Below are 20,622 nucleotides of genomic sequence, written 5' to 3'. Positions count from 1 at the left end.
CGCTGACCTGGATCAAGGCGTGGCCGATCAACGCGCGCTGTACGTGTGTTGACGGTGTGTACGAATAAGTCCAGGATGGACATATAAGTACAAGACGCGGCCCGCCATGATCACGTTGCCCCTGCATCCGCCCAGCCGTTCCGCCTTCCAGCCAGCTCTGGCTGTTCGTTTCTGCCATGCCCATTCCTCGCCCTCCGTACCCGTCCGCCGTGCACCGCCAGCGGACGTTCATTCGCACTCGGGAGTTGCACCATGAAGAAACTCGCACTGCTCGGTAGTCTCGCCCTCGGCCTGTTGGCTGCCACCCTGTCCTACGCTGACGAGCAGCCGCTGCGCATCGGCATCGAGGCAGCCTATCCGCCGTTCGCCTACAAGACCCCGAATGGCATCGAGGGCTTCGACTACGACATCGGCAACGCGCTGTGCGAGCAGATGCAGCGCAAGTGCCAGTGGGTCGAGCAGGAATACGACGGCCTGATTCCATCGCTGAAGGTGCGCAAGATCGACGCCGCGCTGTCGTCGATCACCATCACCGAGGAGCGCAAGCGCTCGGTGGACTTCACCCACAAGTACTACTTCACCCCGGGCCGCCTGGTGATGAAGCAGGGCGCGCAGCTCGACGAGCAGTTCAGCCAGCTGAAGGGCAAGAACATCGGTGTGCAGCGCGGCTCCACCGCCGACCGCTTCGCCAGCGAAGTGCTGGCCAAGGCCGGCGCGACCATCGTGCGCTACACCAGTCAGGACGAGATCTACCTGGACTTGATCGCCGGGCGCCTGGACGGCACCTTCGCCGACTCGATTCCGCTGCAATTCGGCTTCCTCGACACCCCGCGTGGCCAGGGCTTCGCCTTCGTCGGTCCGGAATTCAAGGACCCGCAGTACTTCGGCGAGGGTGCCGGCATCGCGGTGCGCAAGGGCAACGGCGAGCTGGTCAGCAGCCTCAACGCGGCGATCGACGCGATCCGCGCCAATGGCAAGTACCAGGCGATCCAGAGCAAGTACTTCAAGAACGACATCTACGGCGACTGACGGTCCCGCCCATGAAAAAGCCGCGCACTGCGCGGCTTTTTTATTGCCTTCGGCCCGGCGCTAGACCTCGGCCTTGAGCTCCTTGAGGTGCTTGTACACCGTGGCGCGGCCCATGTTCAGCACGTTGGCCACATAGTTGGCGGCACTCTTGCCCTTGAACGCACCCTCGGCGTGCAGCGCCAGAACCAGTTCGCGCTTGTGCTCGCGGGTCAGCAGGTTGAGGCCCAGCTGGCGCTGGCGCAGCCAGCTGTGCAGGAAGGTGTTGATGCGTTCCTGCCAGTCGTCGCGGAACAGTGCGTCGGGCTGGGGAATCAGCTTGCTGGAGGAGAGGAACAGGTCGAGGGCCTGCTTGGCGGTCTCGAACAGCGAGATGTTCAGGTTGATGCACAGCACCGCGACCGGCGTGCCCTGCGCGTTGCGCAGCACCGTGCTCATCGAGCGGATCTTCTGGCCGTCCCAGTTGAGCTTCTCGTAGGGGCCGATGTTGCGCTCGCTGACCTCCTCGCTGAGCAGGTCTTCCAGCGCCGCGTCGTCGCCGACCGCGCGCTTGGACAGGTTGTTGGCGATGTGATCGATCTTCTGCGTGCGCAGGTCGTGCAGCACCACCTCGGCATGCGGGAAGAACAGCGTGGCGATCGCGTCGGCGACGGCACGGAAGTTATCCAGGTCGGCGGCGGGGGATGGCTTCATCGGCAAGGCTCCAGACAACGGTGGCGCCCCGCGAATGGGGCGCAGCGAGTGTGCCGCATGACGGCCGCTGGCGTCATCCCAGGCGTGCGGGGGAGAGCAGCGCGGCGCTCAGGCCGAATGCGCTCAGGTGCTCGGGCAGCGGCTGGCGGCGGATCAGCGCGGCGCAGGCCTGGCCCATCGCCGCGGAGGTCTGGATGCCGTAGCCGCCTTGCCCGGCGACCCAGAAGAAGCCCTCGACCTGGGTGTCGTAGCCACCGACCAGGTCGCCGTCGGCGACGAACGAGCGCAGTCCGGCCCAGCTGTGCTGCGGGCGGCGGATGTGCAAGTGGGTGTGTTCCTCGATCTGGTAAATGCCGGTGGCGATGTCCAGTTCTTCGGGCTGCACGTCGTGCGGCGCCACCGGATCGGCGTTGGCCGGCGAGCCGAGCAGCAGGCCGGCGTCCGGCTTGAAGTAGAACGACTCGTCGAGGCTGACCACGCAGGGCCAGGCGTGACTGTCCACGCCGTCCGGCGCGGCGAAGGTGAAGGCCGCGCGGCGCTTGGGCTGCAGGCCGATCGGTGCGACCCCGGCGAGCGCGGCGAGCTGGTCGGCCCAGCCGCCGGCGGCGTTGATCAGCACCGGCGCGCAGTACAGCTGTTCGCCGCAGCGCACCTGCCAGCCATCGGCGGTCCTGGCGATGCTGAGCACCTCGCGGGCGCAGTGGATTTCCCCGCCGTGTTGGCGGATGCCGCGCAGGTAGCCCTGGTGCAGCGCATCGGTGTCGATGTCGGCGGCGCTGGGGTCGTACATCGCGCCGTGGATCAGCTCCTGGCGCAGCACCGGGACCAGGGCACAGGCTTCGGCGGCGTCGAGCAGGCGCATCTCCGGCACGCTGGCGCGGCCGCTGTCGAACTGGCGCTGCAGCTCCGCCGGATCACCGGCGAAGTCGACCACCAGCTCGCCGCGCGGGCTGAGCAGCTGGTGTTCGCTGAAGCTGGTCGGCGGCGTGTCGTAGAAGGCGCGGCTGGCGGCGGTCAGGGCGCGCACCTGCGGCGTGCCGTAGGCCACGGTGTACAGCGCGGCGGAGCGCCCGGTGGAGTGGTAGCCCGGCTGGCTCTCGCGCTCCACGGCGATGACCTTGCCGTGCGGGGCGAGGAAGTAGCCGGTGGAAGCGCCGGCAATGCCGGCGCCGATGATCAGGAAGTCTGCGTGCTGGATGCTCATGGCGCTCACTCACTGGTTCGCCTGGTGGAGCTGGTACAGGGCATGGGCCAGGGCCATGTCCTCCAGACCGAGGCCGATCGAGCGGAAGAACACCGGGCGCTGGTAGTCCGGTTTGGCTGCGCGGCCGCTGACCAGTTCCGGCAGGTCGCCGCGAATGGCGTCACGGCTCCAGCCCTGTTCGGCGGCGAACAGCATCTCGCCGGCCGAGCCGGGGGTGGTTGCTCGGTAGTCGCAGTAGACGTCCATGCCGGCCAGGCTGGCCGGCGGCACTTCATGGGCGCGCGGCGCGTTGGTGCTGATCGAGGTGACCAGCACGGCGCGGCCGAGGCTGAGTGGATCGAGCACCGGCTGGGCCGAGGAGGTGCACAGCAGGATCACCTCGGCGTCGGCCACCGCCTGCTCGAGGCTGGCGCTGAACGCCAGGCGCGGGTCGGCGGCGTGCCAGGCGTCGCGCTCGGCGGCGCCCAGGCTGGCCAGGCTCGGCGAATACAGCTGAATGCTCTGCCAGTCGCGCAGGCCGCGTACGTGCTGCAGGTGGGCGCGCGCCACCGCGCCGCTGCCGATGATCGCCAGGCGCTTGGCGCTGGCCGGCGCCAGTTCGTCGACCGCCAGCGCGGTGGTCGCCGCGGTGCGCGCGGTGGTCAGGCGGTGGGCGTCGCAGAGCAGCAGCGGCTGGCCACTGTCCATCGACATCAGCAGGGTCCAGGCGGTGACCAGCGCGCCTTGCGGACGCGGCAGGTAGGGCGAGGTCTTCACCCCGTAGACGCGCTCGGTGGCCAGCACGCCGAGGTAGTTGATGAAGTCGCCGCCGCCGGGGAACTCGACCAGCTGCTGCGCCGGCTGAACGGCCTGGCCGCTGGCCAGGGCCTGGAACATCTGACGCATTGCCGCCAGCACGTCGACCTGGGCGAGCAGGCGCTCGATCTCGGCGTGCTGGAGTACATAGGGAAGGGAGCTGGACATGGAGGCCTCCGGGGTGCGGGATAAACTAATTTGTCCATACTGGACTTTAAAGTTTATTCCGGCAACCCGCGGCGGCCGAGCTGTACGCGAATGACGCCTGGGTATAAGTGTCAGCGTTGCAAGGCCGGCAGGTAGCGCAGCAGGCTGTCCGGCAGCTGCTGGCGCAGGCGTTGGGTGAGCGCGTCGCGGCGTTTCTGGTAGGCCAGGCCGAGGCCGATCACCGCCAGGCCGATCAGGGTCAGCACGATGGGGAACAGCAGCGAGTCGCGGAACACCTCGTAGGACAGGTAGCCGAGGTAGCCGGCCACGCCGAGGGCGCCGAACACCATGAACACCGGGCGGCGCAGCGCCACCGCGCAACCCATCAGGCCGAGGTTGATCAGGCAGTACAGCGCCTTGCCCAGTTGGCTGCCGCTGTCCATCAGACTCAGCCCGCCCCAGAACGCCAGCAGCCCGGCCAGGTAGCCCCAGAAGGCGAAGTCGCGCTTGCTGCGGCCGTCGACCAGCAGGCTGACGAGCAGCAGCGCCAGGCCGAACCACAGCGACACCCAGCGCCGCGTGTCCCAGTTGAGGATGCCGCCGAACACCAGTTCGGTGAGGTCCATGGACATGAACCACAGCGCCACGGCGATCGGCATGACGATGAACGGGAACGGCAGCAGGCGCAGCACCAGCAGGCCGACCAGCACCGTCGCGGCCTCCATCGCCAGCCAGCCGCCGCGCACGTAGACGTAGTAGTCGTGGTAGTCGCTCTGCCCGTCGTCCAGCGGCCACAGGCCGGTCAGCCGTTGTGCGGCGAACACCGCCAGCGGCGTCAGGCTCACCGCCACCGCACCGAGCAGGCCGCCGGGAATCTGCTGACCGCGCTGCCACAGGCTGCGCCCGGCGAGCAGGAACAGGCCCATGTAGGCCAGCGCGATCACCAGCAGCGCGAAGTCGCCGATCTGCATCCACGCCTCGGTGAGCAGCCAACCGAGCGCCGCCATGATCAGCAGCGCGCCGAAGTAGTAGGCGATGTGGGCGAGCTGGAAGCTGGCGCGGGTTTCCGGTTGCTGGCGCAGGAACTCCAGCAGGCGCTGGTCCTGGCCGGGCTGCAGCACGCCGGCGCTGACCGCGCGGGCAAGGTCGTCGGCGTCGAGTTTGAACGTCATGGGGGATCTCCATTTCCCGGGTGAGCGTAGCAGGCGGCGGTGCGCTGGATTGCCGCCGCCACGGGGATACCGTACAGCTGGCGAACTTACCCCCCGTCATTCCCGCGCAGGCGAGAATCCAGGCGGTTCTGGCGCAAGGCCAGCCGGGCGGCGTCGGGTGAGCGGACACAAAAAAGGCGAAGCTCGCGCTTCGCCTTCTGTCCGCTGACGGTCGATCAGTGCTTGCGTGGCACCGATTTGAGCAGCTCGGCCGGCGGGTACTCGCAGTTGATCTTGCGACCCAGCAGCTCCTCGATCGGCGGTAGGGCGAAGGCATCGTCCTCGCCGGCGAAGCTGATCGAGGTGCCGCTGGCCCCGGCGCGGCCGGTGCGGCCGATGCGGTGCACGTAGTCGTCCGGCACTTCCGGCAGGGTGAAGTTGATCACGTGGCTGATGCCATCGATGTGGATGCCGCGCCCGGCCACGTCGGTGGCCACCAACACACGGATATGCCCGGCGCGGAAGCCTTCGAGGGTCTTGATGCGCTTGTGTTGCGGCACGTCGCCGGACATCTGCGCGGCGCTGACGCCATCCCGCACCAGACGCTCCTCGATGCGCCGCACTTCATCCTTGCGGTTGGCGAAGACCATCACGCGGGTCCAGTCGTTCTGCATGATCAGGTTGTACAGCAGCTTGTACTTGTCGCTGCCGGCCACCGCGTAGACGTGCTGTTCGACGGTCTCGCTGGCGACATTCTCCGGCTCGATCTCGACGATCGCCGGGTTGGTGGTCCACTGCTTGGCGAGGTTCATCACGTCGTCGGTGAAGGTCGCGGAGAACAGCAGGGTCTGCCGTTCGGACTTCGGCGGAGTCTGCCGGATGATCTGGCGGACCTGCGGGATGAAGCCCATGTCGAGCATGCGGTCGGCTTCGTCGAGGACCATCACCTCGACCATGTCCAGGTGCACTTCGCCGCGCTGGTTGAAGTCCAGCAGGCGGCCCGGGGTGGCCACCAGGATGTCGCAGAAGCGCGATTCGAGTTGCTTGAGCTGCTTGTCGAAGTCCATGCCTCCGACGAAGCTCATCACGTTGAGACCGGTGTACTTGGTCAGCGCCTGGGCGTCCTTGGCGATCTGTACCACCAGTTCGCGGGTCGGGGCGATCACCAGCGCGCGCGGCTCACCCATGTAGCGTTCCTGCGGCGGACGGGTCTGCAGCAGCTGGGTGATGATCGAGATGAGGAACGCGGCGGTCTTGCCGGTACCGGTCTGTGCCCGACCGATGGCGTCCTGGCCCTTGAGGGTAAAGCCCAGTACGCCGGCCTGGATCGGGGTGCAGTAGGGGAAACCGAGGTCCTGCAGCGCGTGCATCAGCTCGGGCGCCAGGGGGAAATCGTGGAAGCGGGACTTGCCTTCCTGCGGCTCGACCACGAAGTCTTCCAGCTTCCAGGTGCTCACCGGCGGCTTGGCCGGGCGCTCGCGGCGCGGTTTGTCGGTCTTCGGTTTGTCGGCGGGAGCCTTGTCGGCGCGCGGTTTGCTCTCCGCGTCGGCTTGCTCTGCACGCGGCTTGCTCGGGCGGGCAGGCTTGTCGGTTTTCGGCGCGGGGCTGCGGGTTTCGCGTGCAACGGCGGGCGCTTCACCCGGCGTCGTTGGCACGGACTCGTCGCCAGGGCCCTTGCCGAACATCTTCTTGAGTGCTTTGAGCACGGGAATCTCTTCAGGTTGGTTAAGGAATGAACGGGCGCCAGTGTAAAGCAAGATGCCAGTGCGGCGAAATGTTGCGCACCCCGCCGTGCGAGCGGGGTGCTGCGGCGCCCGCTCAGCGCTCCGGCAGATTGGCCAGCAGCAGGCGCTGGACGTTGCCGCCCATGATCGCGGCGATGTCCGTTTCGCTGAAGCCGGCTTGTTGCAGGCCTTCGGTCAGGCGCGCCAGGCCGGTGGTGTCGAACGGGGCGTGGATGGTGCCGTCGAAGTCCGAGCCCAGGGCGACGTGCTCGACGCCGATCTTGTCGGCGGTGTAGCGGATCGCCTTGACGATCGCCGCCACCGAGGTCTCGCACACCGCGGCGTCCCAGTAGCCGATGCCGATCACCCCGCCGGTCGCGGCGATGCGCTGGATGTGCCGGTCGCTGAGGTTGCGCGGTCCGGGGCAGGTGCCCTCGACGCCGGTGTGGGAGACCAGCAGCGGACGGGTGGCAACGCTCAGCACGTCGTCGATCAGCGCCTTGGAGGCGTGCGCCAGGTCGATGAGCATGCCTTTGGCTTCCAGACGGGCGACCACGCGGCGGCCGAACGGGGTCAGGCCGCCCTGTTCCAGGCCGTGGGCGGAGCCGCCGATCTCGTTGTCGAAGAAGTGGGTCAGCCCGGTGATGCGAAAGCCCGCGTCGTACAGGCGGTCGACATTCTCCAGGCGGCCTTCGAGCGGGTGCAGGCCTTCGGTGGCGAGCACCCCGGCCAGGCGCTGCGGGTCGCGCTGCCAGGCGCTGATGAATTCGGCGAGCTGCTGGCGGGTGTTGATCAGGGTCAGCTTTCCGTTGCTGGCGGCGGCCGCTTGGTGCAGGCGCTCGCTCTGGTACAGCGCGCGCTGCAGTAGGCTGTTCCAGGTCGCCGGCGGCCAGCGCTGGGCCATCACCAGCAGGGTGATGTTGTCGCTGTCGCTGCCGTTGTGGTCGTAGTTGAGGTTGCGCGGGGTCTTGGTGACGGTGGAAAACACCTGCAGGGCAACGCCGCCTTCGAGCAGGCGCGGCAGGTCGGTGTGGCCGAAGTCGTGACGCTTGAGCAGGTCGCGTTGCCAGAGCAGCGCATCGTCGTGCAGATCGGCGACGAACAGGCGTTTGTGCAGCTGTTGCGCCGGCTGGCCGACCGGGTAGGGCGGCGGCGTCTCGACGGTGTTCATCTGCCGATCGAGCAGCGACGGCAGGGTGAAGAACACGCCCAGGCCGATGACGACGAGCAGGGCGAGAATCAGCGGGAGCTTGCGCATGGCGACATCCATGTTGTTGTTATGCGCCGACTCTAACAGACCTGTTTGCGGCTTTTCCCCTGCAAGGTGGCATCAGGCGGTGAGCCCGCAGCGTTGGCGCAGCTGCGACTGTAGGATGGGTTGAGCGAAGCGATACCCATCGCCAGCGACGCGATGGGTATCGGCGCTGCGCGTCTCAACCCATCCTACGGGCTTGGTGCGGTCAGTAAGGATGAAAAATGTGATGGATGGCGAGCGAGGCGCAGCGAGACAAGAAGCCCGGAGCGCAGAAACCGCAATGAACTGTTGTTCATGAGGATTTCGAGCACCGCGCGACGCAGTATCGCTGTGGCGCAGCCGCTATCGGCACATTTTTAGCCGCAGAGGCAGTTACGGCCCCTTTGCTTGGCCTGATAGAGGGCGCGGTCGGCGCGGGCGATCAGGCTTTGCAGGCTGTCCTTGGGCTTGTTCTGCGACAGCCCGATGGACACGGTGACGCCGGGCAGGATGCCGACCGGCGAATAGAAGTTGGCGATCTGCTCGAGGCTCGCGCGCAGCCGTTCGCCGATGCTGCGCGCTTCTTCGGCGTCGATTTCCGGCAGCAGGATGACGAACTCCTCGCCGCCGTAGCGCACCAGGCTGTCCTTCGGTCGTAATTGGCTGCGCAGGGTGTGGGCGACCATGCACAGCGCGTAGTCGCCGGCCAGATGACCATGCTGGTCGTTGTAGGGTTTGAAGTGGTCGACGTCGAGCATCAGCATGCTCATCGGCTGGCCGTTGAAGGCGCAGCGGGTGTTCTCGCGCTCGAACACATGCTCCAGCCAGCGGCGGTTGAAGCTGCCGGTGAGGGTGTCGATGTTGGCGTTTTGCTCGCTGTCGAGAATGATCCGGTTGCCTTGGCGCACGCGCTCGCAGAGCAGCTCGAGGAGGTTCTGCAGAATCTGCGGCGACTGCGCGAGCAGCTTGACCAGCGATTCGCGGTGCAGGCGCAGCACGCTGCACGGCTGGGTGGCGACCACGTAGGCGGAAGGGAATTCGTTGTCGATGAAGCTGATCTCGCCGACGCATTCGCCGGGCTCGACGGTGCTCACCGGCTGGTTGTCCAGCGATCCGAGATAGACCTTGAGCTCGCCGGAGAGCAACAAGTAGAGATGCTGATTGCGATTGAACGGCGACAGCAACACCTCGTCGCTATCCAGCTCGCAGGCGCGGAACTCCTTGAGCAGCTGCACGAGGATGCTCGCCGCCACTTTGTCGAAGAGCCGCAAATGGCGTAACTGCTGCAGATCTTCCTGCCATTCCATGGTTTTCATGACGAAGGCGATCTCACGGGCCGGTGCGGGGTAGCCAGGGCATCACGAACACTCCCTGTCGTTGAGGCATACCAGTCCTGACAGTATTCGTGCGCGCGAGCGCCGGCAATCCTCTATCTGGATGAAACGCGACCAGCGGTCGCCGGATGGTCCCGAACAGTCGCATTGGCCGCGGCCGGCCCCGCGCCGGGCGTGGCCTGCAGCCTCAGTCGAGGGCGACCACTTCGCTGCGCACGGCGAAACCGGCCAGCTTGCGCTCGATTTGGGCCCGGCGTTCGGCGCTCAGGCCCGTCACCAGGATGCGCGCCAGCTGGCCATAGCGGTCGTCGGCGCCGACTTCGACGCGGATCGCCGGGTCGATGCCCGCCAGGTGCGCTTCGAAAGTGCGGCGGATGGCGTCGTGGCGCAGCGCCGGCTTGAAGGTCTTGCCGACCGCGGTGAGCGGGATGGCGTCGATGATCCACACTTCCTTGGGCACCGCCGGCGGCTCGCTGACGTGCGCTGCGGCGTGCGCGATCAGTTCCGCTTCGCTGACCGCGACGCCCGGCTTGAGCTGCACGTAGACCACCGGCAGCTCGCCGGCCTTCTCGTCGGGCTTGCCGACCGCCGCCGCCATGGCCACCGCCGGGTGCTTGTGCAGCGCTTCCTCGATCATCTGCGGGTCGATGTTGTGGCCGCCGCGAATGATCAGGTCCTTGCTGCGCCCGGTCAGCCAGATGTAGCCGTTGGCGTCCATGCGGCCGAGGTCGCCGGTGTTGAACCAGTCGCCGTCGACGAAGATGCCGGCGTTCTTGCTCGCTGGCAGGTAGCCGTTGAACACCGTGATGCCACGTAGCACCACGTTGCCGATCTCGTTGCGTGCGGCGTCGCGCAGGTAGCGCCCGGCGTCGTCGAGCACGGCGATCTTCACCTCGCAGTAGGGCATGCGGATGCCGATCGAGCCGGGGCGTCGCTCGCCGGCCGGCGGGTTGCCGCAGCTGCCGCACGTGCCCTCGGTGAGGCCGTAGCCTTCGATGATCTTCACCCCGGTCTTGGCCTCGAACTGGCGGATCAGCTCGACCGGCATCGGCGCGGCGCCGCACAGCGCGTAGCGCAGGCTGGACAGGTCGTGGCCGTCGCTCGGCACCTGGAGCAGGCCGGCATAGATGGTCGGCACGCCGCTGAAGAAGGTCACCCGGTAGCGCTCGATGAGCGTCCAGAAGTTATGGATCAGGTTGCTGTTGCGGTAGCCCTGTGGCGTGGCCAGCAGCACTTCGGCACCGACGAAGAACGGCGCCAGGCCGGTGACCATCACGCCGTTGACGTGGAACAGCGGCAGGCCGCAGAGGGTGATGTCGTGTTCGCTGAAGTTGATCGCGTAGGCGAGGATCATCGCCATCGCCACTTCGTTGCGGTGAGTGTGCGGGGCCAGCTTGGGCGTGCCGGTGGTGCCGCCGGTGTGGAAGTAGGAGGCGAGGTCGTCGGCCTGGATCACGCGGCCGCTTTCCAGGTGATCGGCCGGGCAGGCGGCGATCAACTCGTCGAAGTCCAGCACGCCGGCCGGCAGCGCGCCGCGTTGCGCCTTGAGCGCACTGCGCTGCGGCTCGGGCAGGTAGTTGGCCATATCCACCACGACCACTGCATTCAGCTCGGGCAATTGGCCGCGCAGGCTCTCCACCTTGTCCCACAGGTCGGTGCCGGGGAACGGCGCCAGGGTAACCAGCACCTTGGAATTCGAGGCGTGCACCAGCTCGGCGATGTGCTCGGCATCGAGCAGCGGGTTGATCGCGTTGACGATGCCGGCCGCCTCGCCACCCCACAGGGTGAAGTGGGTGTGCGGCAGGTTGGGCAGCAGGAACGACACCGCGTTGTCCGGGCGCACGCCGAGGCGGTGGAAGGCGTTGGCGGCCTGGGTGACCTTGGCGAACAGCTCGGCGTAGCTGAGCCGATACGGCGTCTCCTCGGCGGTGCCCTGCAGCAGGAAGGTCAGCGCGGTGGCGTCGGCGTGGCGTTCGGCACTGCGGCGCAGCAACTCGTAGGTGCTGGACGGCATGTCGCGGTCCTGCAGCGGGATGCGTTCGATCGATTCGGTGTCGCGCAGCGAACCGATGGCGGGCACGGCGGTCTGGTTCATGGTGAGCAATGGCCTTCTCTACGCTGGACTCAGCCCAGGTGGGTGACCAGCCAGGCGCAGATATCGCGCACTTGCTCGGGCAGCACCTCGTGGGCCATCGGGTAATCCTGCCAGGTAGCCGGGACACCCTGGGCGATCAGGCAGTCGTACGCGGCGCGGCCCATGGCGGGCGGCACGACGTCGTCGAATGTGCCATGCAAACAGTAAACCGGAAGTTGCTTTTTGTTGTCGGCGAAGGCCAGGTCGTCGCGGAACGTCGGTGCGTAGGTGGACAGCGCCAGTACCCCGCCGAGCGGGCCCTGCCAGCGCAGCAGCGCGGTGTGCAGCACCACCGCGCCGCCCTGCGAGAAGCCGGCGAGGAAGATGCGCTTCGGGTCGATGCCGCTGTCGCGCTCCGCCTCGATCAGGCCGATCACGCGCTGCGCCGAGTCCTCGAGCTGGGCCTGGTCGATTGCCCGCGCCGGGCTCATGGCGAGGATGTCGTACCAGCTCGGCATGGCGTAGCCGCCGTTAATGGTCACCGCGCGGGTCGGCGCCTGCGGCAGGACGAAGCGGGTGCTGTACAGGCGTTCCTGCAGGGCTTCGGCCACCGGCAGGAAATCGTAGCGATCGGCGCCCAGGCCGTGCAGCCAGATGACACACGCATCGGCGGGAAGTGTGGGCTGAAGTATCAAGGTGTCGCTCATGGCAGGCTCCAAGGCGGTGCGCTTGCCCTCGAATGGATCAGGGGCGGCGCAGGGCGGAGGTGGATACGTGAACAAGATGTCGCAAGGTTACAAGTTTGCCTATTGACCCGGGAAAAAGCGGGCTAAAGCACGTGGATGGTACGCCACTTGCTATTAACCCCGCGCCGCGCAGGCTGGCGTGCCGACACCGTAACAGGTGTCGCAGCAGGGCAGCACGTGCCGGTGCGGTACCGCTTTCCGCACGTTCGACCAATGGACGGAAGGCGTTTTTTGGCCTGCTGGCGCATCGCCAACTAGGCTTGATCTCAGGTCTGTACCCCGGTTGGCCCACAGGGTCGAGCGTGCCTCATGAGGGTGCGGCGGAAGGACCGAGTCTCCATAAAAAAACAGCAACTGGAGGTTGTGATAATGAAGATGGTGAAATCCACCCTGGCTGTACTGACCGCCGCAGCCGTGCTCGGCGTCAGCAGCTTCGCTCAGGCCGGTGCAACTCTCGACGCGGTAAAGAAGAAAGGTTTCGTGCAATGCGGTATCAGTGACGGCTTGCCGGGCTTTTCCTACGCCGACGGCAAGGGTAACTACCTGGGCATCGATGTGGATGTCTGCCGGGGCGTCGCGGCCGCTGTCTTCGGCGATGCCAACAAGGTCAAGTTCACCCCGCTGACCGCCAAGGAGCGTTTCACCGCGCTGCAGTCCGGTGAAGTCGACGTGCTCTCGCGCAACAGCACCTGGACCAGCTCGCGCGACGCGGCGATGGGCCTCAACTTCACCGGCGTGACCTACTACGACGGTCAGGGCTTCCTGGTGAACAAGAAGCTCGGCGTCTCCAGCGCCAAGGAACTCGACGGCGCTACCGTGTGCATCCAGGCCGGCACCACCACCGAGCTGAACCTCTCCGACTATTTCCGCGCCAACAGCCTGAAGTACACCCCGATCACCTACGACACCTCCGACGAAAGCGCCAAGTCGCTGGAAGCGGGCCGTTGCGACGTGCTGACCTCCGACCAGTCGCAGCTGTACGCGCAGCGCATCAAGCTGGCCAAGCCGGACGATTACGTGGTGCTGCCGGAAGTGATCTCCAAGGAACCGCTCGGCCCGGCCGTACGCCAGGGTGACGAGGAGTGGTTCGATATCGTGCGTTGGACCCTGTTCGCGATGGTCAATGCCGAGGAACTCGGCCTCGACTCGAAGAACGTGGAGAAAACCGCGAAAGACACCAAGAACCCGGATATCGCCCGCCTGCTCGGTGGCGAAGGTGATTTCGGCAAGGATCTGAAACTGCCGAAGGATTGGGCAGTACAGATCGTCAAGCAGGTCGGCAACTACGGCGAAATCTTCGACCGCAACATCGGCGCCGGTAGTGACCTGAAGATCCAGCGTGGCCTGAATGCCCTGTGGAACAAGGGTGGTCTGCAGTACGCACCGCCGGTGCGTTGACCCTCCCGCCTCGGCGCCGCGTACTGCGGCGCCGAGGTGCTTCCGACTCGTTGATCCGCACCCCGCACCAAGGGGGCGGATGCCAAGAGGGCTACTATGCAAACCACTGCTAATGTCCCGCGCCCACGTGGATCGGTCTGGACCGACCCCAAGGCGCGCGCCTGGCTATTCCAGATTATTGCCGTCGTCTGCGTAGTCGCATTCGGCTGGTTCCTGTTCCACAACACCCAGGTCAACCTGGAGAAGCGCGGCATTGTGTCCGGCTTCGATTTCCTTCAGCAGAGCGCCGGTTTCGGCATCTCCCAGCACCTGATCGACTACAGCGAGAGCGACACCTACGCCCGCGTGTTCGTCATCGGCTTGCTCAACACCCTGCTGGTGTCGGTGATCGGCATCATCCTGGCGACCATCATCGGCTTCATCCTCGGCGTCGCGCGGCTGTCGCCGAACTGGCTGATCCGCAAGCTGGCCACGGTGTACATCGAGGTGTTCCGCAACATCCCACCGTTGCTGCAGATCTTCTTCTGGTACTTCGCGGTGATGCTGACCATGCCCGGACCGCGGCAGAGCCTGAGCCTCGGCGACATGTTCTTCATCAACAACCGCGGCGTGTACATGCCCTCACCGACCCAGGCAGAGGGCCTGTGGGCGTTCCTCGCCGCGCTGCTGCTGGCGATCGTCGCGGTGGTGGTGATCTACCGCTGGGCCAAGGCGCGCCGCGAGGCCACCGGTGAACGCTTCCCGGTGCTGCTCAGCGCGCTGGCGCTGCTGTTCGGCCTGCCGCTGCTGAGCATCCTAGTGTTCGGCGCGCCGTTCCACTGGGAAGTGCCGCAGCTCACCGGCTTCAATTTCCGTGGCGGTTGGGTGGTGATTCCCGAACTGGTCGCGCTGATGCTGGCGCTGTCGATCTACACCGCGGCGTTCATCGGCGAAACCGTGCGGGCCGGCATTCAGGCGGTCAGCCACGGGCAGACCGAGGCGTCGCGCTCGCTGGGCATGCCGGACGGCAAGACCCTGCGTCTGGTGATTGTCCCGCAGGCGCTGCGGGTGATCATTCCGCCGCTCACCAGCCAGTACCTGAACCTGACCAAGAACTCCTCGCTGGCCGCCGGTATCGGCTACCCGGACATGGTCTCTCTGTTCGCCGGCACGGTGCTCAACCAGACCGGTCAGGCGATCGAAGTGATGGGCATCACCATGAGCGTGTACCTGGCCATCAGCATCAGCATTTCGCTGCTGATGAACTGGTACAACAAGCGCATTGCGCTGGTCGAGCGATAGGGAGAGGCGCATGACGACACATACTTTCAAACCCGACCTGCCGCCGCCGCGCAGCGTGTTCGGGCCCATGGCCTGGCTGCGCGACAACCTGTTCGCCAGCCCGCTGCACGTGGTGTTGACCCTGCTCGCGCTGTACCTGCTGTGGCTGATCGTGCCGCCGATCATCAACTGGGCGTTCCTGCAGGCCGACTGGACCGGCACCACGCGCGCCGACTGCACCGGCGAGGGCGCCTGCTGGGTGTTCGTCAAGGAACGCTTCGGCCAGTTCATGTACGGCTTCTACCCGGGTGAGCAGCGCTGGCGAGTCGACCTCACCGTGTGGCTGGCGATCCTCGGCGTGGCGCCGCTGTTCGTTCGGCAGATGCCGCACAAGGCCTGGTATGGCATCGGCTTCCTGGTGGTCTTCCCGCTGCTGGCGTTCTGGCTGCTGCACGGCGGCCTCGGCCTGGAAACCGTGCCGACCACCCGCTGGGGCGGCCTGATGCTCACCGTGGTGATCGCCTACGTGGGCATCACCGGCGCCTTGCCGCTGGGCATCCTGCTGGCACTCGGGCGGCGCTCGAACATGCCGGCGATCAAGGTCATCTGCGTCACTACCATCGAGTTCTGGCGCGGCGTGCCGCTGATCACCGTGCTGTTCATGTCCTCGGTGATGCTGCCGCTGTTCCTCCCCGAGGGCATGGGCCTCGACAAGCTGCTGCGCGCGCTGATCATGGTGATCCTCTTCGAGGCCGCCTACGTCGCCGAGGTGGTACGCGGCGGTCTGCAGGCGATTCCCAAGGGCCAGTACGAGGCGGCCGGCGCGCTTGGTCTCGGCTACTGGCGCGCCACCGGCCTGGTGATCCTGCCGCAGGCGCTGAAGCTGGTGATCCCGGGGATCGTCAACACCTTCATCGCGCTGTTCAAGGACACCAGCCTGGTGATCATCATCGGCCTGTTCGACCTGCTCAACAGCATCAAGCAAGCCACTACTGACCCGAAATGGCTGGGCATGTCCACCGAAGGCTACGTGTTCGCCGCCCTGGTCTACTGGATTTTCTGTTTCAGCATGTCCCGCTATTCGCAGCGCCTGGAGCGCCAGCTGAATACCGGCCACAAGCGCTAGGAGTTTCGCAATGACTGAAGTCCAAACCAACGCCAGCCACGAGCCGATCATCCAGATGCAAGGGGTGAACAAGTGGTACGGCCAGTTCCACGTGCTCAAGGACATCAACCTTAACGTCCGCCAGGGCGAACGCATCGTGCTGTGCGGGCCGTCCGGCTCCGGCAAGTCGACCACCATCCGCTGCATCAACCGCTTGGAAGAACACCAGCAGGGGCGCATCGTGGTCGACGGCACCGAGCTGACCAACGACCTCAAGCACATTGAAACCATCCGCCGCGAGGTCGGCATGGTGTTCCAGCACTTCAACCTGTTCCCGCACCTGACTGTGCTGCAGAACTGCACCCTGGCGCCGATGTGGGTGCGCAAGATGCCCAAGCGCAAGGCCGAGGAAATCGCCATGCACTACCTGGAGCGGGTGCGCATTCCCGAGCAGGCGCTGAAGTACCCGGGCCAGCTCTCCGGCGGCCAGCAGCAGCGCGTGGCGATTGCCCGGGCGCTGTGCATGAAGCCGAAGATCATGCTGTTCGACGAACCGACCTCGGCGCTCGACCCGGAGATGGTCAAGGAGGTGCTCGACACCATGATCGGCCTGGCGCAGAGCGGCATGACCATGCTCTGCGTGACCCACGAGATGGGCTTCGCGCGCACCGTGGCGGACCGGGTGATCTTCATGGACAAGGGCGAGATCGTCGAACAGAACGAACCCAACGCGTTTTTCGACAATCCACAGAACGAACGCACCAAGCTGTTCCTCGGCCAGATCCTGCACTGAGGAGCGAAGCGACCTTGTAGGAGCGGATTTATCCGCGCTTGGCGTTGCCGCTTGATCGCGAATGAATTCGCTCCTACTCAGGCGACCACGAGGGCGAGGCGCTCGACGCTGTTGCCGCTTTTTCAGTAGGGCGAGGGCAGGGTGAGGAAGGAATCCTCGCCCGCGTGTTTCTACCCACCGCCAACCAGGAGCCGCCGTGAGCGCCACCCTTACTCCGTTCAGCAAGGCCAAGGCCTGGAGCGTCCACGCGGTCACCGCCAGCGGGGTGATCCTCGCCCTGCTGGCGCTGCTCGCCGTGGTCGACAACCGCCCCGGCGATTGCCTGCTGTGGCTCGGTGCCGCGCTGCTGGTGGACGGGCTGGACGGCACCCTGGCGCGCAAGTTCGAGGTCAAGGAAGTGCTGCCGTATTTCGACGGCACGGTGCTCGACCTGGTCATCGACTACCTCACCTACGTGTTCATCCCGGCGATCTTCGTCTACCGCTTCGTACCGCTGCCGGACTACTGCGCGCTGCCGGCGGTGGGGCTGATACTGCTGTCGTCGCTGTTCTGCTTCTGCAACGTGCACATGAAGAGCCACGACTACTACTTCGTCGGCTTCCCGGCCGCCTGGAACGTGGTCGCGGTGTACCTCTACCTGCTGGATTTCTCGCCCTGGACCACGCTGCTCGGCATTGTCGTGCTGGCCGCGCTGACCCTCACCCGCATGAAGTTCCTCCACCCGTTCCGGGTGCGCCAGTTCATGCCGCTGAACATCGCCGTGACCGGGTTGTGGATGGTCTGCTGCGCCTGGCTGATCCTGATCTTCCCAGCGCGCCCGCCGCTATTGCTGGCGCTGTGGCTGATCACTTCCGCCTACTTCCTCGGTATCTGCCTGTGGCGCAGCGCGCGGGAATGGTTTGCCTGACGGCGTCACCCAAATTTCCCACTGCGCAGGCTAAACTCGCCGCCGACTCTCTTGCAGGAAGCTGCCGATGATCACCCTGTTCCAATTCCCGTCTTCGCTGAACGTGCCCAACCCCAGCCCGTTCTGCCTCAAGGTGGAAACCTTCCTGCGCCTCACCGGCCTCGACTATCAGGTCAAGACGCTGCGCAACCCCGGCAAGGGGCCGAAGGGCAAGCTGCCGTTCATCAAGCTCGACGACGAGGTGGTCGCCGACTCGGCGATCATCCTGCGCACCCTGCAGGAGCGCCTGGCGCTGGGTATCGACAATCACCTGGACGCTGCCGCACGCGGTCGCGCGCTGGCCATCACGCGGCTGTGCGACGAGCACCTGGCGCAGCTGATGGTGTATTTCCGCTGGATCGACGATGCCGGCTGGGCCGAGCTCAAGCCGGCGTTCTTCGCCAGCCTGCCGATGCCGCTGCGCGCGCTGGTGCCCAACCTGGTGCGCGGCAAGATCCGCAAGGCGCTGCTGGCCCAGGGCCTGGCGCGGCATTCCGGCGCGGAATTGCTGGCCTTCGCCCGCGAGGACCTGCAGGCGCTCAGCGACATGCTCGGCGCCGCGCCGTATTTCGGCGGCCTGCAGCCGTGCAGCGCGGATGCTTCCGCCTATGGCGTGCTGGCCAACCTGATCCACTGCAGCCTGAACAATCCGCTCAGCCAGCTGGCGCGCGAATACCCGGTGCTGGTCGCCTACTGCGAGCGCCTGCGCGACAAGTTCTGGGCATGAGCGAAAGCCTCGCCAAGCCCTGGTTCGTCTACCTGGTGCGCGCCGCCAACGGCGCGCTGTACTGCGGGATCAGCGACGACCCGGCGCGGCGCTTCGCCCAGCACCAGAGCGGCAAGGGCGCGCGCTTCTTCCATTCCAGCCCGGCGCAGGCGCTGGCCTACGTCGAGCCCTGTGCCGACAAGGGCGCCGCGCTGCGCCGCGAGCGGGCGATCAAGCAGCTCAACAAGGCGGCCAAGGAGCGTCTGGTGCTGGCCGGCATTCACGCCCTTGATACGCTGTCATCCGAGCAGGCGGCTACGCCGGGCTGACGCATCGGGCTAAGCTGGCGGTTCTTTCCCTTGCCTGCGAGCCCGTCATGCACGAGTTGATCCTGCACCACTATCCGACCTCGCCATTCGCCGAGAAGGCCCGCCTGCTGCTGGGCTTCAAACAGCTGTCCTGGCGCTCGGTGCACATTTCGCCGGTGATGCCCAAGCCCGACCTGATCGCCCTGACCGGCGGTTACCGCAAGACCCCAGTGCTGCAGATCGGCGCCGACATCTACTGCGACACCGCGCTGATCGCCCAGCGTCTGGAAGCCGAGAAGAACGTGCCGACGCTGTTCCCCGAAGGCCAGGAGTTCACCGTGACCAGCTTCGCCCAGTGGGCTGACAGCCTGGTGTTCCAGCATGCGGTGGCGCTGGTGTTCCAGCCCGAGTCGGCCAGCGTGCGCTTCGGTCGCCTGCCGCCGGCGATGGTCAAGGCGCTGCTCGACGACCGCGCACAGTTCTTCACCGGCGGCTCCGCGCGGCGCGTGCCGACCGAGCAGGCCAAGCACAACTGGCCGAGCCTGATGGCCCGTCTGGAGCAGCAACTGGCCCGCGAGGAGGGCGACTTCCTGTTCGGTGCGCCGTCGATCGCCGACTTCGCCCTGGCGCACTGCCTGTGGTTCCTCAAGGGTGGCCCGGTGACCGCGCCGCTGGTCGACGACTACCCGGCGGTGGCCGCCTGGCTGGGTCGCGTGCTGGGCTTCGGGCATGGCGCGGCGAGCGAGCTGTCCGCCGAGGAGGCAATCGCCATCGCCCGCGCGGCGACCCCGGCGGCATTGCCGGATGAAGCCTTTGTCGAGCCGAATGGCTTCCAGGTCGGCCAGCGTGTGCAGATCGCCGCCACCGACTACGGCGTCGACCCGGTCGTCGGCGAGCTGCTGTTCGCCGGGCGCGACGAGCTGATCCTGCGCCGCGAGGACGAGCGTGCCGGTACCGTGCACGTGCACTTCCCGCGCGTCGGTTTCAGCATTCAGTCTCTGTCGTAAGGGCGTCCTGCAGCGCCTTGTAGGCGGGCGCGCACTCCAGTTGCGGACCCGGTCGTCGCTCCGGCGGCAGGGTTTCCGCCAGCTCGCGGAAATGCTGCAGGCGCTCGTAGCACAGCGTCAGTTCGGCTTCGTCGCGGTTGTACCAGGCGTCCGGCGTGCCGCAGGCCGCGATGCGCAGGGTCAGCGTGCGCGGCGGGGCGAACACCAGGCTGACCCGTCGCGCGATGTCCTCCAGACCGCCCTCACGCAGCCGCGCGACCAGCAGCTCGGCATCCGGCAGGTAGCTCGGCGGCGGATCGTAGATGATCTGGATGCGCGGCCGACGCTGGATCGCGACGCGCCGGTTGTGGTGGCGAATCCAGTCCAGCGCGCGGCTCGCCTGCAGGAACTCCTGATCGCAGTACAACGCCCGCTCGACCGGCAGGCCGGTCACCCGCAGCACCCACTCCATGCGATCCGGATCGCTGCCGTAGGCCAGGCAGGCGATGTTGTAGAAGCGCTGTTCGTCGAGGGCGTGGGTGTCCCAGGCCGGCACCTGTTCGTTGGCCGGGCGCGGGCGCTGCCACTCCAGGCGCCAGTAGTCGACGATCGCCAGCAGGTCGGCATCCAGTTCGGCCTTGCGCTGCGGATCGCTGAGCAGGAACAGGATCATCATGCCGAGCTGGTCGGCGGCGTCTTCTTCGCGGCCAAGCAGTGGCAGGTTGAGCTCGGAGATGAGCATGTGGCCCATCTCGTGGAGCATGGTGAACTCGCTGTTGGCGACGATGAAGCGGGTGACGTCCGGCGACAGCCGTGACGGCGGAGGCGGCTCGGCGAGCAGCGGGGTGGCGAGCAGCAACAGTATGAGTAGCAGGGGGCGTGCCCGCCGGCGGGGCGGGAGGGGTGCGGCGGTCGCTACGGATGGTGCGAGGGCGGCCATGGAGGCCTCCTTGCAGTGCGCCGATCGGGACGGACCCCAATTAGGCTAGCAG

Annotated in this window: 19 protein-coding genes; 9 read left to right on the top strand and 10 right to left on the bottom strand. The window is 66.4% G+C overall.

Annotation, left to right across the window (positions count from 1 at the left end; translation table 11 throughout):
* Positions 1 to 252 precede the first annotated feature (252 nt).
* Entirely contained in the window at positions 253 to 1,029 is a 777-nt protein-coding gene (locus JQX08_RS04835) for an ABC transporter substrate-binding protein (protein ID WP_204915111.1), read from the top strand.
* 60 nt (positions 1,030 to 1,089) lie between these two features.
* Here the strand turns inward: JQX08_RS04835 and JQX08_RS04830 are convergent, their stop codons facing one another.
* The 9 genes from JQX08_RS04830 to JQX08_RS04790 form a co-directional block, all read right to left on the bottom strand.
* Positions 1,090 to 1,719 carry a helix-turn-helix transcriptional regulator gene (locus tag JQX08_RS04830; protein ID WP_204915110.1) on the bottom strand — a complete coding sequence of 210 codons (630 nt, stop codon included), beginning with the start codon at positions 1,717 to 1,719 and terminating at the stop codon, positions 1,090 to 1,092.
* Between the two features lie 73 nt (positions 1,720 to 1,792).
* Positions 1,793 to 2,917, bottom strand: coding sequence for an FAD-dependent oxidoreductase (locus tag JQX08_RS04825; protein WP_204915336.1), 1,125 nt, complete (start codon positions 2,915 to 2,917; stop codon positions 1,793 to 1,795).
* Positions 2,918 to 2,932: 15 nt separating this feature from the next.
* Positions 2,933 to 3,886, bottom strand: coding sequence for an ornithine cyclodeaminase family protein (locus JQX08_RS04820; RefSeq protein WP_204915109.1), 954 nt, complete (start codon positions 3,884 to 3,886; stop codon positions 2,933 to 2,935).
* A gap of 110 nt (positions 3,887 to 3,996) precedes the next feature.
* A complete protein-coding gene (locus tag JQX08_RS04815) occupies positions 3,997 to 5,037 on the bottom strand; it encodes a DUF2157 domain-containing protein (RefSeq protein WP_204915108.1) in 1,041 nt (346 codons plus the stop codon).
* Between the two features lie 215 nt (positions 5,038 to 5,252).
* Positions 5,253 to 6,722: an ATP-dependent RNA helicase RhlB gene (rhlB, locus tag JQX08_RS04810; RefSeq protein WP_204915107.1), complete on the bottom strand. Its 1,470-nt coding sequence runs from the start codon at positions 6,720 to 6,722 to the stop codon at positions 5,253 to 5,255.
* Positions 6,723 to 6,834: 112 nt separating this feature from the next.
* Positions 6,835 to 7,998: a dipeptidase gene (locus JQX08_RS04805; RefSeq protein ID WP_204915106.1), complete on the bottom strand. Its 1,164-nt coding sequence runs from the start codon at positions 7,996 to 7,998 to the stop codon at positions 6,835 to 6,837.
* A gap of 353 nt (positions 7,999 to 8,351) precedes the next feature.
* Positions 8,352 to 9,290 (bottom strand): GGDEF domain-containing protein, encoded by a 939-nt coding sequence (locus JQX08_RS04800; RefSeq protein ID WP_204915105.1) that lies wholly within the window; start codon positions 9,288 to 9,290, stop codon positions 8,352 to 8,354.
* Between the two features lie 205 nt (positions 9,291 to 9,495).
* On the bottom strand, positions 9,496 to 11,403 hold the full coding sequence (locus JQX08_RS04795) for an acyl-CoA synthetase (RefSeq protein WP_204915104.1): 1,908 nt from the start codon (positions 11,401 to 11,403) through the stop codon (positions 9,496 to 9,498).
* A gap of 29 nt (positions 11,404 to 11,432) precedes the next feature.
* A complete protein-coding gene (locus tag JQX08_RS04790) occupies positions 11,433 to 12,089 on the bottom strand; it encodes an alpha/beta hydrolase (protein WP_204915103.1) in 657 nt (218 codons plus the stop codon).
* 408 nt (positions 12,090 to 12,497) lie between these two features.
* Here JQX08_RS04790 and JQX08_RS04785 point away from each other — a divergent pair, with 408 nt between their 5' ends.
* The 8 genes from JQX08_RS04785 to JQX08_RS04750 all read left to right on the top strand — a co-directional run bounded on the left by JQX08_RS04785 (position 12,498) and on the right by JQX08_RS04750 (position 19,651).
* Positions 12,498 to 13,526: an amino acid ABC transporter substrate-binding protein gene (locus tag JQX08_RS04785; protein WP_204915102.1), complete on the top strand. Its 1,029-nt coding sequence runs from the start codon at positions 12,498 to 12,500 to the stop codon at positions 13,524 to 13,526.
* Between the two features lie 96 nt (positions 13,527 to 13,622).
* Positions 13,623 to 14,807 (top strand): amino acid ABC transporter permease, encoded by a 1,185-nt coding sequence (locus JQX08_RS04780; protein WP_204915101.1) that lies wholly within the window; start codon positions 13,623 to 13,625, stop codon positions 14,805 to 14,807.
* Positions 14,808 to 14,817: 10 nt separating this feature from the next.
* Positions 14,818 to 15,912 carry an amino acid ABC transporter permease gene (locus JQX08_RS04775; protein WP_204915100.1) on the top strand — a complete coding sequence of 365 codons (1,095 nt, stop codon included), beginning with the start codon at positions 14,818 to 14,820 and terminating at the stop codon, positions 15,910 to 15,912.
* Positions 15,913 to 15,922: 10 nt separating this feature from the next.
* A complete protein-coding gene (locus JQX08_RS04770) occupies positions 15,923 to 16,684 on the top strand; it encodes an amino acid ABC transporter ATP-binding protein (RefSeq protein ID WP_204915099.1) in 762 nt (253 codons plus the stop codon).
* A 196-nt stretch (positions 16,685 to 16,880) separates the two neighbouring features.
* Positions 16,881 to 17,591, top strand: coding sequence for a phosphatidylcholine synthase (gene pcsA, locus JQX08_RS04765; RefSeq protein WP_204915098.1), 711 nt, complete (start codon positions 16,881 to 16,883; stop codon positions 17,589 to 17,591).
* 67 nt (positions 17,592 to 17,658) lie between these two features.
* Positions 17,659 to 18,357 carry a glutathione S-transferase family protein gene (locus JQX08_RS04760; RefSeq protein ID WP_204915097.1) on the top strand — a complete coding sequence of 233 codons (699 nt, stop codon included), beginning with the start codon at positions 17,659 to 17,661 and terminating at the stop codon, positions 18,355 to 18,357.
* Positions 18,354 to 18,665, top strand: a complete 312-nt coding sequence (locus tag JQX08_RS04755; protein WP_204915096.1) for a GIY-YIG nuclease family protein — start codon at positions 18,354 to 18,356, stop codon at positions 18,663 to 18,665. The genes JQX08_RS04760 and JQX08_RS04755 overlap by 4 nt, the downstream gene beginning before the upstream one ends.
* Before the next feature lie 47 nt (positions 18,666 to 18,712).
* Entirely contained in the window at positions 18,713 to 19,651 is a 939-nt protein-coding gene (locus JQX08_RS04750; protein ID WP_204915095.1) for a glutathione S-transferase family protein, read from the top strand.
* On the opposite strand, the gene JQX08_RS04745 is transcribed toward JQX08_RS04750, so the two are convergent.
* The gene (locus JQX08_RS04745) at positions 19,629 to 20,570 is read right to left on the bottom strand and encodes a DUF4344 domain-containing metallopeptidase (protein WP_204915094.1); all 942 of its coding nucleotides are present in this window, start codon (positions 20,568 to 20,570) and stop codon (positions 19,629 to 19,631) included. The genes JQX08_RS04750 and JQX08_RS04745 overlap by 23 nt on opposite strands.
* Positions 20,571 to 20,622 lie beyond the last annotated feature (52 nt).

The sequence above is a fragment of the Zestomonas insulae genome, assembly GCF_016901015.1.
Classification (GTDB): domain Bacteria; phylum Pseudomonadota; class Gammaproteobacteria; order Pseudomonadales; family Pseudomonadaceae; genus Aquipseudomonas; species Aquipseudomonas insulae.
The sequence above is the reverse complement of the archived record's forward strand: the minus strand, read 5'-3'. Positions and strand labels throughout refer to the sequence as shown.

Coding starts and splice junctions, on each gene's coding strand:
- JQX08_RS04800 (WP_204915105.1), bottom strand. CDS start 9,290: ATGAAAACCATGGAATGGCAGGAAGATCTGCAGCAGTTACGCCATTTG.
- JQX08_RS04760 (WP_204915097.1), top strand. CDS start 17,659: ATGATCACCCTGTTCCAATTCCCGTCTTCGCTGAACGTGCCCAACCCC.
- JQX08_RS04795 (WP_204915104.1), bottom strand. CDS start 11,403: ATGAACCAGACCGCCGTGCCCGCCATCGGTTCGCTGCGCGACACCGAA.
- JQX08_RS04750 (WP_204915095.1), top strand. CDS start 18,713: ATGCACGAGTTGATCCTGCACCACTATCCGACCTCGCCATTCGCCGAG.
- JQX08_RS04820 (WP_204915109.1), bottom strand. CDS start 3,886: ATGTCCAGCTCCCTTCCCTATGTACTCCAGCACGCCGAGATCGAGCGC.
- JQX08_RS04770 (WP_204915099.1), top strand. CDS start 15,923: ATGACTGAAGTCCAAACCAACGCCAGCCACGAGCCGATCATCCAGATG.
- JQX08_RS04745 (WP_204915094.1), bottom strand. CDS start 20,570: ATGGCCGCCCTCGCACCATCCGTAGCGACCGCCGCACCCCTCCCGCCC.
- JQX08_RS04780 (WP_204915101.1), top strand. CDS start 13,623: ATGCAAACCACTGCTAATGTCCCGCGCCCACGTGGATCGGTCTGGACC.
- JQX08_RS04835 (WP_204915111.1), top strand. CDS start 253: ATGAAGAAACTCGCACTGCTCGGTAGTCTCGCCCTCGGCCTGTTGGCT.
- JQX08_RS04805 (WP_204915106.1), bottom strand. CDS start 7,998: ATGCGCAAGCTCCCGCTGATTCTCGCCCTGCTCGTCGTCATCGGCCTG.
- JQX08_RS04775 (WP_204915100.1), top strand. CDS start 14,818: ATGACGACACATACTTTCAAACCCGACCTGCCGCCGCCGCGCAGCGTG.
- JQX08_RS04790 (WP_204915103.1), bottom strand. CDS start 12,089: ATGAGCGACACCTTGATACTTCAGCCCACACTTCCCGCCGATGCGTGT.
- JQX08_RS04815 (WP_204915108.1), bottom strand. CDS start 5,037: ATGACGTTCAAACTCGACGCCGACGACCTTGCCCGCGCGGTCAGCGCC.
- JQX08_RS04830 (WP_204915110.1), bottom strand. CDS start 1,719: ATGAAGCCATCCCCCGCCGCCGACCTGGATAACTTCCGTGCCGTCGCC.
- JQX08_RS04785 (WP_204915102.1), top strand. CDS start 12,498: ATGAAGATGGTGAAATCCACCCTGGCTGTACTGACCGCCGCAGCCGTG.
- JQX08_RS04755 (WP_204915096.1), top strand. CDS start 18,354: ATGAGCGAAAGCCTCGCCAAGCCCTGGTTCGTCTACCTGGTGCGCGCC.